The 15,285-nt window shown below is 63.6% G+C and carries 14 protein-coding genes; 9 read left to right on the forward strand and 5 right to left on the reverse strand.

Features of this window, described 5'->3' with window-relative positions; genetic code table 11:
• Both VG320_RS00415 and VG320_RS00420 read left to right on the forward strand, forming a co-directional pair.
• On the forward strand, positions 1-544 hold a 544-nt coding region (locus VG320_RS00415), incomplete at its 5' end, for an ABC transporter permease subunit (protein ID WP_327198212.1).
• Complete coding sequence (locus tag VG320_RS00420) at positions 544-1,302, forward strand: amino acid ABC transporter ATP-binding protein (protein WP_327198213.1); 759 nt, start codon at positions 544-546, stop codon at positions 1,300-1,302. The genes VG320_RS00415 and VG320_RS00420, both read left to right, overlap by 1 nt.
• Positions 1,303-1,315: 13 nt before the next feature.
• Here VG320_RS00420 and VG320_RS00425 read toward each other — a convergent pair whose 3' ends face one another.
• Positions 1,316-2,191: a LysR family transcriptional regulator gene (locus VG320_RS00425; RefSeq protein WP_327198214.1), complete on the reverse strand. Its 876-nt coding sequence runs from the start codon at positions 2,189-2,191 to the stop codon at positions 1,316-1,318.
• Between the two features lie 105 nt (positions 2,192-2,296).
• Here VG320_RS00425 and VG320_RS00430 point away from each other — a divergent pair, with 105 nt between their 5' ends.
• On the forward strand, positions 2,297-3,370 hold the full coding sequence (locus tag VG320_RS00430) for an alkene reductase (RefSeq protein WP_327198215.1): 1,074 nt from the start codon (positions 2,297-2,299) through the stop codon (positions 3,368-3,370).
• A gap of 33 nt (positions 3,371-3,403) precedes the next feature.
• On the opposite strand, the gene VG320_RS00435 is transcribed toward VG320_RS00430, so the two are convergent.
• Entirely contained in the window at positions 3,404-4,126 is a 723-nt protein-coding gene (locus tag VG320_RS00435) for a TetR/AcrR family transcriptional regulator (RefSeq protein WP_327198216.1), read from the reverse strand.
• A 184-nt stretch (positions 4,127-4,310) separates the two neighbouring features.
• On the opposite strand from VG320_RS00435, the gene VG320_RS00440 reads away from it, so the two are divergent.
• From VG320_RS00440 to VG320_RS00450, 3 genes are all read left to right on the forward strand, one after another.
• Positions 4,311-5,159, forward strand: a complete 849-nt coding sequence (locus VG320_RS00440) for a fumarylacetoacetate hydrolase family protein (RefSeq protein ID WP_327198217.1) — start codon at positions 4,311-4,313, stop codon at positions 5,157-5,159.
• Positions 5,160-5,231: 72 nt separating this feature from the next.
• Positions 5,232-6,170 carry a VOC family protein gene (locus VG320_RS00445; protein WP_327198218.1) on the forward strand — a complete coding sequence of 313 codons (939 nt, stop codon included), beginning with the start codon at positions 5,232-5,234 and terminating at the stop codon, positions 6,168-6,170.
• Positions 6,171-6,256: 86 nt separating this feature from the next.
• A complete protein-coding gene (locus VG320_RS00450) occupies positions 6,257-7,891 on the forward strand; it encodes a bifunctional 3-(3-hydroxy-phenyl)propionate/3-hydroxycinnamic acid hydroxylase (RefSeq protein WP_327198219.1) in 1,635 nt (544 codons plus the stop codon).
• 28 nt (positions 7,892-7,919) lie between these two features.
• Here VG320_RS00450 and VG320_RS00455 read toward each other — a convergent pair whose 3' ends face one another.
• Entirely contained in the window at positions 7,920-9,074 is a 1,155-nt protein-coding gene (locus VG320_RS00455; RefSeq protein ID WP_327198220.1) for an MFS transporter, read from the reverse strand.
• A 311-nt stretch (positions 9,075-9,385) separates the two neighbouring features.
• Between VG320_RS00455 and VG320_RS00460 the strand changes: the two genes are divergently transcribed.
• Complete coding sequence (locus tag VG320_RS00460) at positions 9,386-10,621, forward strand: CynX/NimT family MFS transporter (RefSeq protein WP_327198221.1); 1,236 nt, start codon at positions 9,386-9,388, stop codon at positions 10,619-10,621.
• Between the two features lie 25 nt (positions 10,622-10,646).
• Here VG320_RS00460 and VG320_RS00465 read toward each other — a convergent pair whose 3' ends face one another.
• Entirely contained in the window at positions 10,647-11,144 is a 498-nt protein-coding gene (locus tag VG320_RS00465; protein WP_327198222.1) for a YbaK/EbsC family protein, read from the reverse strand.
• A 157-nt stretch (positions 11,145-11,301) separates the two neighbouring features.
• Between VG320_RS00465 and VG320_RS00470 the strand changes: the two genes are divergently transcribed.
• Complete coding sequence (locus VG320_RS00470; protein WP_327198223.1) at positions 11,302-12,696, forward strand: 3-deoxy-D-arabino-heptulosonate 7-phosphate synthase; 1,395 nt, start codon at positions 11,302-11,304, stop codon at positions 12,694-12,696.
• 12 nt (positions 12,697-12,708) lie between these two features.
• Here the strand turns inward: VG320_RS00470 and VG320_RS00475 are convergent, their stop codons facing one another.
• On the reverse strand, positions 12,709-13,089 hold the full coding sequence (locus tag VG320_RS00475) for a hypothetical protein (RefSeq protein WP_327198224.1): 381 nt from the start codon (positions 13,087-13,089) through the stop codon (positions 12,709-12,711).
• 691 nt (positions 13,090-13,780) lie between these two features.
• On the opposite strand from VG320_RS00475, the gene VG320_RS00480 reads away from it, so the two are divergent.
• Positions 13,781-15,190, forward strand: coding sequence for an undecaprenyl-phosphate glucose phosphotransferase (locus VG320_RS00480; protein ID WP_327198225.1), 1,410 nt, complete (start codon positions 13,781-13,783; stop codon positions 15,188-15,190).
• Positions 15,191-15,285 lie beyond the last annotated feature (95 nt).

The raw sequence follows: 15,285 nt of genomic DNA on the forward strand, positions 1-15,285 counted from the left end.
GCTGTTCGGGCCGCGCTGGGCCGTGGCGATCGTACGTTTCTATATCTGGCTGTTTCGCGGCTCGCCGTTGCTCGTGCAGTTGTTCGTCATCTTCTATGGACTGCCGAATGTTGGCATCGTGCTCGATCCACTGACGGCGGCGATCATCGGCTTTTCGCTCAACGTCGGGGCGTATAACGCCGAGGTGATCCGGGGGGTGATCGAATCCATTCCGCGCGGGCAATGGGAAGCGGCTTATTCGATGAACATGACGCGCGCGCAGGCGCTGCGCCGCGTGATTCTTCCACAAGCAACACGCGTTGCGCTGCCCGCGCTGTCGAACTCGTTTATTTCGCTGGTGAAAGACACGTCGCTTGCGGCTGTGCTCACAGTGCCTGAGATTTTCCAGGCTGCGCAGCGCATCGCCGCAGTCACTTACGAGCCGCTGATTCTTTATTCCGAGGCCGCTTTGATCTATCTGGCTTTCAGTTCCGTGCTCTCGCATGCGCAAGGGCGGCTCGAAGCGCGGTTTGGCCGTCACGCACTGTTTTCCGTGGGGCGCTGATGATCCGGCTCGAACATCTGGGCAAGTCGTTCGGCGATCATCGCGTGCTGAACGCCATCGACCTGACGCTCGCCGCGGGCAGCGTGACCGCGCTGATCGGCCCTTCCGGCAGCGGTAAGAGCACGCTGCTACGTTGCGTGAATCTGCTGGAAATGCCGGACGAAGGCTCGCTTCGCATCGGCGACGCAGGCATCGACTTCGCGCCGGGCCGTCGTGTGACGCACGCGCAGATCGCTGCCGTGCGCCGCCACACGGGCATGGTGTTTCAGAGTTTCCAGCTATTTGCGCATCTCACCGTTATCGAAAACGTGATGGAGGGACTCGTCACCGTGCTCAAGTGGGATCGTGCGCGCGCCCGCGAACGCGCGGGCGCGTTGCTCGACAAGGTTGGCATTGCGCATAAGGCCGATGCGTGGCCTTCGACCCTCTCCGGCGGCCAGCAACAACGTGTAGCGATCGCGCGCGCACTTGCACCCTCGCCTCAAGTGCTGTTGTGCGACGAGCCGACTTCGGCACTGGACCCGGAATTGTCGGCGGAAGTGGTCGATGTGCTACGGCAACTGGCGCAGGAGGGCACGACGATGCTGATGGCAACCCACGATTTGCGCCTTGCAGCGTCGATCGCGCACGATGCAGTGTTCCTGAAAGATGGCGTTATCGTTGAGGCCGGACCGTCGAGCGAGTTGTTCTCCCGCCCGCGCGATGCGCGGACGGCGCGCTTTGTTTCCACGCTTACGCAGACGATTGCGATTCAATAGGCAAGCGCCCGCTCTACCGCGCCAGGCGCGCTTGCAGAAATTCGATAAAGCGCTGGACTTTCGCGGGTAGGAGGCGGGTTTCCGTGATCGCATAGATAGCTACTGGCTCGCCGTGCCATCCCGACAGAACGGGACGCAATGCCCCGTTCGCCAGATCGTCGGCAACGACTTCTGTGGGCATCAGGATGATGCCCTTGTCCAGCGTCGCCAGGCGCCGGATCATGCCGACGCTGTTGAGTGCAAAGCGTCCACCCACTGGCACCGTGATCGATCGCTTACCCGCGCGCAACGTCCATTCGGATGCCTTAAGAATTGTCAGGCATTCGTGGTGTGTGAGATCGGCAGGCTTCGACGGCTCACCCGAGCGTTTCAGATACCCGGGCGACGCGTACAGATTAGGGGTGAGCGAGGCCAACGGTCGCGCAATCAATTGCGAGTCCTCCGACTCACCAATGCGCAGCGCCACGTCAAAGCGCTCGCTCACCAGATCGATGCGCCGCGAGGTGAGATCGAAATCAAAGCGGATACCGGGGTAAAGCTCGGCGAATTCCACAAGGAGCGGCGCCAGATAAGTCACGCCGAAATCCACCGGCAACGAGACCCGCAAGACGCCAGTGGGCTGCGCAAGCATCTCGCCTAGCTGCTCGTGTGCGAGCCTGGCTTCCTCGACGATGCGTTTGCAGCGCTCGAAGTAAAGCTGTCCAGCCTCGGTCAACTCGATCCTGCGCGTCGTGCGATGCAATAGCCGCAGCCCGATGGTTTTTTCAAGCGCAGTAATCCGCCTGGATAACGTCGAGTTCGGAATACCCACCGCCTGTGCCGCGTTGCGAAAGCCTTTGGCCTTGACGACCTCCACGAACAAGGCCATGTCATTGAGGTAGTCGTCCATTGAGATTGCTCCATTGATGGAGCAATGATATCCGATAGACCGGGTTTATCTTCCCTACGAAGCAGACGATGATGGTTGCATCTTCACTCCATTCGAGGAACCATCGTGAACACCTTGTTCGAATCCGTCAGCGTTGGCCGCTACACGCTTCAAAACCGTCTGGTCATGGCGCCGATGACCCGTTCACGCGCTCAACCCGACGGCACTCCGGGCGCGCTGGCTGTCGAGTACTACGCGCAGCGCGCAAGCGTCGGGCTGATCGTCACGGAGGGCACGCAGCCTTCGGCTGATGGTCAGGGTTATCTCGCGACGCCTGGCATCTACACGGATGCACACGTGACGGGATGGAAAGCCATCACCAGCGCCGTGCATGCGAAGGGCGGCCACCTGTTCATTCAACTCATGCACGCCGGCCGCATGTCCCATCCAGACAACACGCCGCACCATCGTCAGGCTGTCGCACCGTCTGCGATCGCGCCGGGTGCGGGCATGTTCACCGCGCAGGGCATGCAGGATATTCCGGTACCGCGTGCGATGAGCGTGGAAGAAATCCAGCAGACAGTTGCCGATTTTGCTTTCGCGGCGCGCCGTGCGATTGAAGCCGGTGCGGACGGCGTAGAGATTCACGGGGCAAATGCGTATCTGGTGCAGCAATTTATTGCACCCAGTTCCAATACGCGCACGGACGAATATGGCGGCACCATCGAAAATCGCGCGCGTTTCGCGATCGAGGTCGCAACGGCGATCGCCCGTGAAATCGGCGCCGATCGAACCGCGATTCGTTTGTCACCCGGCATGGCGTTGTGGGGCATCGACGAGGGTGACGAAGGACCCACGCTCTACCGTTACCTCGTTGGCGAACTGAATAAATTGGGTCTGGCCTATCTACACATCGCGCATCAGGGCAATGAAGCGCTACTGAAGGATATCCGCAAAATCTGGACGGGCACATTGATTCTGAACCGGCCCGGTCGGCCCCGTGAGCAGGTGGGCGCCGACGCAAACGCGCGCGTCGCGGATCTGGAAGCCTACGGCGCAATGGTTCTTGCGAATCCGGACTTCGTTGAACGAATCAGGACGAATGCACCGATGAACGAGCCGCACCGCGAGGGCTTTTTCGGAGGCACGGAAAAGTTTTACACCGACTATCCGACCTTGAGCGAAGCGAGCGTCGATTGAGAATCGCTAAAGGGTCCGACAATCTCGGACCCTTTACACCGCTACGCCATCCTGATCATCTTCCGACGAATCAACGGCCGCCCCTCGCCCAGAATCCTTCTCAAAGATCGCGCCTTGCGGTTCGCCGCAATCCGCGATCGGCGCGAAAGCCAGCGCGTGCGCCTCGTCCTCATTCACGCCAAAACCCAGCAATAGCGTGAACATCACTTCTTCGGTGTAATCCTCGGGCGCCTCGCCCGAAAGCAAAGTCTCGATCCCATACATGATCGCGCCCAGCGAGATATCGCGCGCCACGCTCACATGGCCGATGCGGAATTTCCCCGCGTCGATCGCCAGTTGCAGATCGCGCGTCAGATATTCGTCGAGCAGCCGGCCGCGCGACCCGCGCCGCGTCCCCACCCGCGTGATGAATGCGCCCCACAGCGGATAGCGCGCCGCCATCGTCATATACAGCCGCGAGCCCACCACCAGACGCCGCACCGGGTCGGCCTCAGCCAGCACGAGCGGATCGATCACGCCCAGCACCTGGTCGCTGCTCTCGCCCGCCACCGCCACCAGCAACTCGCCCGTGGTGCGGAAGTAGTTGTAGAACGTTCCGCGCGCGACCCCGGCCGCGGCGATGAAGTCGTCGATGATCGGCAGGTCCGGGCCTTTCTTGGCGAATACGCCCAGCGCCGTCTCGATCAGGCGGTTGCGCGTTTTCTCCCGGCGGGCGGCGCCCACACGGCTCTGATAGTTCTCTTCCGAAGCATCCATTGGCGTCCAGTTCCCGGCGGTTTGCAGGCCGATCGAAGCTCGACCGGCTCCCGCCATTCTAGGGTTTGTCCTGAATCGAATCTAGTTGACGATTTTGTCAAAACACCTAGTATACGAAATGACACAATCGTCAATTCAATGGGGTTCGATTCCGAACGAACCCCAGCAACGTCCGGAGACAGACATGCGACTGGTAAGTTTTGAGCGCAACGGCAAGGCGGCACTCGGTGTTCGCGAGTCCGATCACATCACGATCATCGGTGAGGAAACGCTGGAGTCGGTGCTCGCGCGCGGCGTGGATCTGGTCGAGTACGCCCGCCAGCACGCCACGGACGAACGCGTCGCCATCGCCGACGTCAAGCTGCTGCCGCCGCTTTCGCGGCCGCCCAAGATCATCTGCGTCGGCCTGAACTTCTCCGATCACACATCCGAGAGCAATTACGCCCAGCCCGATTACCCCACGCTGTTCTTCCGCGTCGCGACCAGCCTGATCGCCCACGATCAGCCGATGATCCGCCCGCGCGTGACGGATTCGGCGGGCCTCGATTACGAGGGCGAAATCGCTGTGGTGATCGGCAAAGGCGGACGTCATATCGCCCGCCGCGCCGCCCTCTCGCACGTCGCGGGCTATTCGCTCTTCAACGATGGATCGGTGCGCGAGTACCAGTTCAAGACGCCGCAATGGACGGTCGGCAAGAACTTCGACGGCACTGGCGCGTTCGGCCCCGATCTCGTGACCGCCGACGAATTGCCGCCGGGCGCGAAAGGCCTGCGCCTCGAAACGCGCCTGAACGGCCAGGTGGTGCAATCGGCCAGCACGGACGAAATGGTCTTCGATGTCGAAAGCCTCATCAGCATCATCAGCGAAGCCATCACGCTCGAAGCCGGCGACGTGATCGTGTCGGGCACGCCTTCGGGCATCGGCTGGGCGCGCGAACCGAAGTTGCTGATGAAGGCCGGCGATGTGTGCGAGGTGAGCGTCGAGAAGATCGGCACGCTGCGCAACGTCATTGCGGACGAAGCCGCGCGCTGAGCGGCAACGCCAGAGCGCACCCAGGTCACGAGCCAGCCCGCCGCCCGAGCGGGCCCACTCCAGGAGACAGGCATGCCTGAAAGCAACGCGCATCGCGGCCACGCGAGCATTCATTCCATCGATCATTTCGCGCTCAACGTGCCTTCGCTCGACGAGGCCGCGCGCTTCTTCGACAGCTTCGGCTTGCGGGTCGAACGCGAAAGCGGCCCTTCGCCGGAACTGGCGCTCTACGCAACCGACGGCCATCGCTGGGCGCGCGTGCTGGCCTCCGATCACAAGTCGCTCGCGTATCTCGCCTTCAACTGCTACGCCGCCGATCTCGAAGCGCTACGCGCACAGGTTGCCGCCACCGGTTGCGCAATGCTGGACGATCGCGGCAGCGAAGGTTTCTGGTTTCACGATCCAGACGGCAATCTCGTGCAGGTGAAGGTTGGCCGCAAGACCAGTCCGTCGGTCAAGACGCCGTTTCATCTCGACGGCAGCCCCGCCGATACGCGCGGCTCGCACACGCGCTCGCAGGCGCTGATCGTGCAGCCGCGCCGGCTCTCGCATGTATTGCTGTTCACGCCCGACGTGCTGCGCGCGCTCGACTTCTATCACGCTGCGCTCGGACTGCGCCTCTCGGACAAGTCGCGCGACATCATCGCGTTCACGCATGCGCCGCACGGCAGCGATCATCATCTCGTGGCCTTCGCAAAGAGCGCGGCGCGCGGCTGGCATCACGCGGCATGGGACGTCGATAACGTCAACATGGTCGGCGAAGGCGCTTCGCAAATGGCCGCGGCCGGCTATACGAAGGGCTGGGGCACGGGCCGCCATGTGCTTGGCTCGAATTACTTCCACTACGTCGAAGATCCGTGGGGCTCGTTCTGCGAGTATTCCGCCGATATCGATTTCGTCTCGGCAGGCACGCAGTGGCCGGCAGGCGACTACGACCCCGAAGACTCGCTGTATCTCTGGGGCCCGGCGGTCCCCGAGAACTTCATCCGCAATACCGAAGCGACCGCATAGCGGCCTGCGCAATATCAAACATGGTTGGATGGCTGCCGGTCACGCCGGCGGCCAGGGCATCACTCGCTCGTTGGAAGGTGAATAACATGGCTTCCCAGAATATTCTCGATGTCGTCGTAGTCGGTTACGGTCCCGTTGGGCAGACGCTTTCCATTCTGCTCGGGCAGCGCGGCTATCAGGTCGCGGTGTACGACCGTTGGCCCTCGCTTTATCCGCTGCCTCGCGCGGTCTTTCACGATCATGAAATCCGTCGCGTGTTTCATGCTATGGGTATTGGTCAGGATGTCGAATCAATTTCACAGCCTTCGGCAACGTATCAGTGGTTCAACGCCGACTGGAAAACGCTGGTCGAAATCGACTGGTCATCGGAGTCGATCAGCGACGGCCCGGTTGGCTATCTGTTCAATCAGCCTTCGCTGGAGGCGCTGCTCGACAGCAAGGCGAAATCCTTGCCGTGCGTCGCCGTTCATCAAGGCTGGGAAGCGATCGAACTGCACGAGCGCGCCGACCATTGCGAACTGAAGCTCGAACGCGTGACGATGCAGGACGGCAAGGTCACGCGCAGCGGCGAAACGCAGACCGTCAAGGCGAAATACGTCATTGGCGCGGACGGTGCGAACAGCTTCGTGCGCAAGTCCTGCGGCATCGTATTCGAGGATCTGGGCTTCCAGGAGGACTGGCTCGTCATCGACCTGAAGCCGCACGAGGGCGTGAAGCTCGATGTGCCCGATATCGGCCAGTGGTGCAATCCCGAGCGCCCGACCACCATGGTGCCCGGCGGCCCCGGTTATCGGCGCTGGGAATTCATGCGCCTGCCGCATGAGACGCGCGAAGAGATGCAGCGGCCCGAAAAGGTCTGGGCGTTGCTCTCGCCGTGGGTCGGCCCCGAACAGGCGACGCTGGTGCGTTACGCGCTTTACACCTTCCGCTCGCTGATCGCCGACAACTGGCGCAAAGGGCGCGTGCTGATTGCCGGCGACGCGGCGCATCAGATGCCGCCTTTCATGGGCCAGGGGATGTGCTCGGGGCTGCGCGATGCGTGGAACCTTGCGTGGCGCTTCGATCTCGTGCTGCGCGATATTGCCCCGCCCGCGCTGCTGGATGGCTACACGCCGGAACGCCGCCCGCAGGTGCGCGCCGTGATCGACGCATCGATCGCGATGGGTCAGGTCGTCTGCACGTCCGACCCGCTCAAGGCCGCAGAGCGCGACGCCGCGTATCTGGCGGGAGACGTGCCGCCGCTGCCGCCCTTCCCCGGATTGACCGACGGCCTGATCGTACACGCGCAGAATAGCGCCGCAGGCGGCATAGCCGGGCAATTGAGCGTGCACGGCCAGGTGCAGAGTCACGGCCGGACCATGCGCTACGACGAAGCCGTGCCAACAGGTTTTCAGGTGATCGGGCTAGACGTCGATCCACAAGCATACCTAAGCGATTCGGCGTGCGCCGCGCTTGACCAGCTTGGCGCGTACACGATTGGCGTGACGCACGATGCGTCGAAGGTGGTGCCGAACCGCGTGCTCTACGACGTCAGCGGCAAGTATCAGCAGTTCTTTGCGCAGCACGATGCAAAGATCGTGATCGTGCGGCCGGACTACTACGTGTTTGGCGCGGTGCGTACTGCCGAAGAAGCGGACGACCTGGTGGCGGCGCTCGTCGCGGCAATCGGCCTCGATCAGGTCGAAGCAGTCCGTGTATCCCACGCGAGCGTCACGGCATAAGCGCTGAAACGGGCGGCGGCGTGACGCATCACGCCGCCGCCATACCCAAACGCCGGTCGCGCAAAACCGACAGCGCGAGCGCCAGCAATCCGCACGCGGCAATCAGCCCGATCAACGCGCTCTTGCCGCCGTGCACCAGCACCCAGCCGCCTAGCGCGGGAAAACCAAACGCGCCCACGAAATACGCGGCGACAAACCACGTCAGCGCCGCACGCCGGTGCTCGGCAATCGAATCGTTGACGGCCTGCAACTGGACGATTGGGTACGCCAGCCCATACCCCGTGCCGAGCAACACCGCCGAAGCCGCCTGAAAACCCGCATGCCAGGGCACCGCGAACATCGCCGCACTGCCCAGCACCATCATCGCCAGCAACACCTTGGTCGCAGTCGTGGAACGCAGCCGGATGACGAGACGCGAGAGCAGCCAGCGCGTGGCCACGACCGTCACGGTGTAGACGCTGAAAAACGTACTCGCCTGCGCGTGCGTGCCATGCACAAGCGACATCTGGAACGTCATCAGCCCCGAGAACACGCAACCGCCCAGCGCGATGATGACGACCGGATAGATCGTGCGCGTGCGGGCCACCGCGCCGATGCTGCGCAGCCAGCTATCGCGCTGCGGCTGCACATGGGCGAGCCGGCCGAACGCTTCGAACAGGACCGCCGCGATCACGCACAGCGCGCCAATGCCATAAAGCACGCCATCGAGCGGCACGCGCCACCAGCGCATCGCGAGCGCGGCCAGCGCCGGACTGCCGCCGATCCCCGTCATCTGCACCGTCGCGAATCGCAGGAACCAGATGCCGCGGTCGGCGTCGCTCGTGCGCTCGGCGAGCGCCATCGGCGCGGCAAGGCAGAAGGCGCCCCAGCCAAAGCCGACAAGCAAACCCGGCAGCGCCTCGACGTCGCCCGCGTGTCCCACGGCCGCGAAACTCGCAACGCCCGCGCCGACCGCCAGCGCCGCGAGCGCCGCCATGCGCGCCGCGCCCACATGCCTTGCGGCCCAGCCGGTGAGCGGCACGCCGATCAGCGTGCCCAGCGCCGCGCCGGCCAGCGCTACGCCGGTCTGCCAATCCGTGCCGCCCAGCATGCGTACATGCATCGAAAAGAGGAACGTCGCCCCATAACCGGCCGAAGCCAGCAGCACACCGACGAGCATGAACAGGGCATTGAATGGGCGCACGGGAACGAACCGGTCGAGGGGAAGCCAGCAGCTTAGCAGGCACGCCTTCGGCCGTTATCGAAGCGAGCCCGCGTTAATTCCATTTGTCACCAAGTAGTTCACATTTGCCAATTTTTTAGCGCCGGAAAGGCCCTCAATATGACTCGAAATTGTGTACTTTATTACTGCTTTCGCAATGCTTTATTGCGTCGATTCGAGGCTATAGAGAGCACCCACGTAAACCCCTATCGGTAACTACCTGGTTAATTCAATACACTGCGGGCTTCAGTACGGAAGCTGCGGCGCCACGTCGCAGCCAAGCAAGACCTGCGATGAACACCCGCCCCCTCCCTCTCAAGGCCCAACCGGCCGCCCCCACCGCGCACAACGCACGCCGCCTGCTCGCGATCGTCGGCATCCTGCTCGTCGCCGCCAACCTGCGCGCTGCCGTGGCCGCGCTCTCGCCGATCTACGATCTCATCAGCAGGAGCTATCTGGTCTCGCCGCAAGCGCAGGGCGTGCTGGGCTCGCTGCCGGCGCTGGCGTTTGCGCTGTTCGGCTGCTGCGCGCCGGCGATCAACCGGCGGCTCGGCCTGGAGCGCGGCATTGCGCTGGCGATGCTGCTGGTTTGCGCCGGCGATATGGGCCGCGCCTGGCTCTCCGGTTCGGTCTGGAGCCTGGGCGTGTTTTCGCTGATGGCGCTCGCCGGCATGGGTATGGCCAACGTCCTGCTGCCCGCGACGATCAAGCGCTATCTGCCGCAGCGCGTCGGCGCGATGACGGCGGCCTACTGCATCATGTCGGCGATCGGCGCGGCGGCGCCTTCGCTGCTCGCGGTGCCAGTCGCGCATCTGTTCGGCTGGCGTGTTTCGGTGGGCGCGTGGTCGCTGCTGGCGGTGGCCGCAGCGCTGCCGTGGCTGCTGCTGCATCGGCCGCAAACCGCCGTGCAAACCGCACGCGATAGCGGCCTCACACGGCTCGCGCTGCGCTGGCCGCAGACGTGGGCGCTGGTTGCCGTGTTCGCCGGCGGCGCATGGGTGATGTACGCCCTGCTCGCCTGGCTGCCGACGATCCTCGTGCAAACCGCCCATGTGGCGCCCGCCCACGCGGGCGCGATGCTCGCGCTCTATAGCCTCGTCGGCCTTGCGCACAACCTCGTCGTGCCGAATCTGCTCGCTACGACGCGGCGGCCCGAGCGCATCGTGATCGTCGCGGCGGCCTGCACGGTTATCGGCACGCTGGGGCTGGCGTATTGTCCGCAACTGGCGCTGCTGTGGGTGATTCCAGCGGGACTCGGCGCGATGGCGATCACCATCGGCCTCACGCTCATCAATCTGCGCAGCCGCACCGAAAGCGGCACCACGGCGCTCAGCGGCGTCATGCAGGCGAGCGGCTATCTGATCGCAGCTGCGGGACCGTGGATCACCGGCAAGCTGTATGCGATCAGCGGCGGCTGGCTTCTGCCCTTCTGGCTGATGGCGGTGACCGGCGTGCTGATCGGCTTCGCGGGCTTCGCGGCGACGCGCCAGGGTTACCTGGAAGATCGCGCCGCGCAGGCGCACTCATAAGCGACTGAGAAGCGCACGGAGCGCGTCAGCTTCGGCGCTCCGGCACGGCGACCCAGCGGATCGCATGGCCGATGCGCTGGCAGAAGTTCTCCAGCGTGAGTTTCGTGAGCGACACGGTCACCGCATTGTCGAGCGGATGAAACAGCAGGCGCGCTTCGGCCTGCAACGCTTCGTCGATCACGAGCGCAATCTGCTCGTCGGCATCGTTGGCCAGCGCAAGCGGACTGAGCGCGCCCGACCATGTGCCGAGCTTCGCCTCCAGATGCGCCGCATCCGCGAACGACAGGCGGGAACTGCCCAGATGGCTCGCCAGCGCCTTCAGATCGATGCTTTTGGTTGCGGGGACAACGACCAGATACAACCCCTGTTTATCGCGGATCAGCAGGTTCTTGCAGATCGCGCCGACAAGACCCGATTCCAGCGCCAGAAATGCGTCGACGCTCACGACGGCGCGATGCGTGCGCACCTCGACCGGGTCGCCGCAGGTGTTCAGCAGGTCGAGCAGATCCGCGGTGTTCAGCATCGATGCAATGGCTCCGGGGTTCGATGGCCGCATCTGCGGTAACCTAGAAAGCGTGCGCAGATTCAGCCGTTTGAATCTTGCAATTCTTATACCATCGTTGCGTTGCCGGCGGCTCCTGCCGACGTCACGGAACGCCGGATTTCACGCCCGCTCCCGCATGTCGCTGCCGCCGCCGCCCGCCCTACTCGCACAAACGCTGCGCCGCGTCGACCGGCGCTATCGCCTGCCGCCGCTGGCCACGCCCGCGTCGCTGACCGATGCGCAGGCGCCGGCCACGAAACTCGCCGTCGCGATCGAGGCCGCCCGCAAGGCCGTCGCCAGCGCCCACGTACCGGACGCGGCGCTCGAGCGCCTGTTCGTCGACGCGCTTGCCCAGATGATTCGCCACGCGATGCGCGACGAAGGCGGCGACGCCATGCTGCAGGCCACGGTGCTGCGTCACCGCGAGGCGCAGGTGCGCGAATACGCCGAACTCGCCGCCAGCGCCGATCAGGATCGGCGTGCGATCCACGCGGCGGTCAACGCGATTGCCCATCCCGCGAAGCTGGAGCGTCAGCCGCCAGGCGCGCAACGCGATGCGCTCGCGCGCCTTCAGGCCGCCGCGTCATCGGCGTCATGGCCGGATCTGGTGCAACAACTGGACAGGCTGCGTGAAAGCCCGGAAATCATCGCTTCACCGGCGCTCGCGCGTGACATCGCGAAAATCGCGTCCCAGAATGCGCTCGTACATCTGTTGCGCCTCGACGCGCTTGCCGCCGACGAGCGCGTGCGCCAGTACCGCGCCCTGCTCGAACGCAACGGCCCGCGGCCCGGCAGCGCGCAGGCGATCGCGCAAGGCACGCGCTCGCAACAGCGCGGCGCGGCGGTCGAAATGCTCGCCATGCAGGCGCTCGAGGCGCTCGCCCAGCGGCTCAACGATGCAGACCCGGCGGGGCCGCCCTACCGCGTGGTGACATCGATGCGCGTGCCCTCCGCGATTCCCGGCAGCCACGAGCGCGCCAAGACCGAGTGGGATGCCGTGCTGCTCGAACGCGTGCAAGGCAACAGCGGCAAGGATGGCGACGAAGTCTGGAACATCCGTTTGCTGCTGGAGGCCAAGGCGTCGGTCGACGCGGCCACGACCGATCTCCCCCGCTTGCTGCGCGGGCTGCGCCTGCTCGCGCACGCCGATGTGGATCGGGTCTACGGATTCGAAACCCAGCAGGGTCACGTCAAGCTCAACGGCGCGTCGCTGCACGCGCTATCGACAGACGACGCCGCCTTGCGCGACGCGGTGCTGTATTGCTGCGATGCGCCCGCCGAAATGCCGCCGCGCCTGCTGGGCGCCGCCAGCCGCATGCAGCTTTTATCGGCTCATCCGAGCGTCGGCTTCGCGAATGCGCTGGCCGAGCATCGGCCCGCCAACCCGCATGCGCTTGCGCCAATCTGGCAGGCCCTGCTTGAATCGCCGCATTGGCACTCAGTACTGCATCAGTATCCGATGCTAGGCCAGGTACGCGATCTCATGGTGCATACCGACGACCTCATGGCGGCAATTCGCTCGCTACCCTGATCGAAGCGCAAATTAATTACAACCCATCGCGGTGCAATAGTGGGTATAAACCAGTCCATTACCGTCCATTCCCCAGATCGTGCGTGAGCCATTGCCGTAGTCGGTCACGCTCTCGTTCCATCTGACGCCGTCCGGCGCCATGCCGCTGACGAATGACGTGCTGCCCGCCGTGGTTGGAATCCGGTCGGACGCGCCGCCCGTTTTTGGCGGCTTCTCGTTGATCGGCGCGGTATTGCCGAAATGTTGCTCGGTGTAATTATTTCCGGATTCGTCGATGCAATTGGGAAACGCGAGACTGCCCGAACAACCGGCGGACGTGCCGAGCGCCGCCGCATTCGCAGTCGACGCGCAAGCCAAGGCGGCCATGCAGATGCTCAGTGCGATGCGCTTCAATTGCGGCTCCGGCAGAGGATGAGATGATTGACACCGCAAATAACGGCGGGTTGCATTGTACCTTGAGCCCCTTCGGCAACATGCATCGGACGCGCCTGAAACCAGCGCGAAATAGATTCGTCGGAATAAAGCATTTTCAGTCGAATAAAAACGTTTGCGCATGCTCCAGAAGCTAATTGCTTCAGCCATAACAGCTCTAGCGTTTTCAAAAAAACGACACGTGCGCATATCGATTTCCATGCACCGAAAACGGCATGCAGTGACGAATTGACCACACATACTGGTCTTTTTATCGAAGCCCTCATTTGACCTACGCAAAATACATAAGTCGCTGGTAAGATGGGCGCGAATATTGGATGGCAGCTTGCTGCTCCGGAATAACGGCCCGAATCTAGACCACTTGGGACGCCGGATCGAACAGCATGCGCCATCGGCCATCGGGGAAAGGCCATCCGCCCGCATGCAAGGACACAAGGCGCGCCATCGCAAAGAGTGCGCCCGTTCACTGCATGCAATCGAGCGCAAGTCGTTCAGGCGCGGGCTTCGTCTTGCCGGCGAAACGCCCTGCCCACCAGCGACTGCTTCGCGCAGACAGACTCCCCATGCACCACCCGAGCCCCGGCCGCATTTGCGTTGCCGGGCCTGATGAACGCTGTCGAGTCGTTAGCTGCACGAACCAGCCGAAGCCGCCATGTCCACCCAGTCTAGCCACCATCACCGCCTTTTCATGGCGCTGGCCGGCGGCCTCAGTGCGACCCTCAATGCGGGCGCTTATCTCGCGCTGCTGCCGCACGTTTCGGGCGGCGAGCTGTTCTATCTACGCGCGCTTGCGGGCCTGCTCGGCGTCGCCGCGTTCGTCCTGTTCGCACGCTTTCATCTGCTGTCCAGCGCACGCGATCTGTGGTGGATGCTAGGGCGCGGCGCGCTGCGCTGGACGCGTCTTTTTATCGCCGTGGCGTTGCTCACGCTCGTCGCGCGCATGGGCGGCGAGAACGGCCTCGCACTGCTCGCCAAATGGACCGTGATTGCGCTGCCCTTGCAACTCGTCGGCCTGGCCTTGCTGCGGGGCGCTGCGCACAGCATCAACAATGCGCCCGGCAACCAGCGCGACGCCGTGTTCTTCGGCATGGGCAGCGAAGCGCGCAAGCTCAATCTGCGCCTGTGCCGATCGCCGATTCTTGGCGTGCGCGTGATCGGCTATTACAACGACACGCCCGTGGTGCCGCGCGCCGGCGAAACGCTGCCGCCGTATCTCGGCCGCTTTGCCGACGCCACGCCACGCATCCAGGCCAATGACTTCGAAGTCGTGTTCATCGCCACCGGCCAGCTCGACGGCGAGAACATGACCAGCGAGATCGTGCAGCATCTTTACGATTCGACCGCGGCCATCTACTTCGTGCCCGAATCGCGCTTCGTGGAAGACCTCGCGACCTACAGCACCGATCTCGCCGGCGTGCCGCTGCTCGCCCTGCACGACATGCCGATTCTGGGCCTCTCGCGCGTGCTCAAACGCACCGTCGACCTCATCGGCGCAGCGGTGATGCTGCTACTGCTCTCGCCGATCATGATCACCATCGCGATCCTGATCCGCCTCGATTCGCCGGGCCCGATCCTGTTCCGCCAGTTGCGCTACGGCGAGCGCGGCGAGCCGATCGTCGTGCACAAGTTCCGCTCCATGCGCGTCTTCACGCGCGAGGAAGAAGCCGCCAACAAGGGCACCGTGCGGCAGGCAGTGGCCGGCGACGATCGCATCACGTCGATCGGCAGGTTTCTGCGCCGCAGCTCGCTCGACGAACTGCCTCAGTTTCTCAATGTGCTGGGCGGTTCGATGAGTCTGGTCGGCCCGCGCCCGCATGCGGCCGAGCACAACGAACTGTATCGACGCCTGATTCCAGGCTATATGCTGCGCCATAGCGTGAAGCCGGGCATCACCGGCTGGGCGCAGATCAACGGCCTGCGCGGCATTACCGATACGCCGGACAAGATGCAGCGTCGCGTCGAATACGACCGCTACTACATCACGCACTGGTCGCTGTGGCTCGATCTGCAGATTCTGATGCGCACGATTCCCGAAATCATCTCCGGGCGCAACGCAATCTGAGGCATCGATACACGCTGCAATTCAAGCCTTAAATGCAAAACGCCGGTGCCTTTTCAGGCACCGGCGTTTTTTATTACTTGACCTTACCGATTGCT

It is taken from the genome of Paraburkholderia sp., assembly GCF_035948235.1.
GTDB lineage: Bacteria > Pseudomonadota > Gammaproteobacteria > Burkholderiales > Burkholderiaceae > Paraburkholderia.

Excerpts from the sequence above, each read along its gene's own strand:
- VG320_RS00450 (WP_327198219.1), top strand. The coding sequence starts at position 6,257 with ATGGCTTCCCAGAATATTCTCGATGTCGTCGTAGTCGGTTACGGTCCC.
- VG320_RS00480 (WP_327198225.1), top strand. The coding sequence starts at position 13,781 with ATGTCCACCCAGTCTAGCCACCATCACCGCCTTTTCATGGCGCTGGCC.
- VG320_RS00420 (WP_327198213.1), top strand. The coding sequence starts at position 544 with ATGATCCGGCTCGAACATCTGGGCAAGTCGTTCGGCGATCATCGCGTG.
- VG320_RS00470 (WP_327198223.1), top strand. The coding sequence starts at position 11,302 with ATGTCGCTGCCGCCGCCGCCCGCCCTACTCGCACAAACGCTGCGCCGC.
- VG320_RS00440 (WP_327198217.1), top strand. The coding sequence starts at position 4,311 with ATGCGACTGGTAAGTTTTGAGCGCAACGGCAAGGCGGCACTCGGTGTT.
- VG320_RS00425 (WP_327198214.1), bottom strand. The coding sequence starts at position 2,191 with ATGGACGACTACCTCAATGACATGGCCTTGTTCGTGGAGGTCGTCAAG.
- VG320_RS00460 (WP_327198221.1), top strand. The coding sequence starts at position 9,386 with ATGAACACCCGCCCCCTCCCTCTCAAGGCCCAACCGGCCGCCCCCACC.
- VG320_RS00435 (WP_327198216.1), bottom strand. The coding sequence starts at position 4,126 with ATGGATGCTTCGGAAGAGAACTATCAGAGCCGTGTGGGCGCCGCCCGC.
- VG320_RS00445 (WP_327198218.1), top strand. The coding sequence starts at position 5,232 with ATGCCTGAAAGCAACGCGCATCGCGGCCACGCGAGCATTCATTCCATC.
- VG320_RS00465 (WP_327198222.1), bottom strand. The coding sequence starts at position 11,144 with ATGCTGAACACCGCGGATCTGCTCGACCTGCTGAACACCTGCGGCGAC.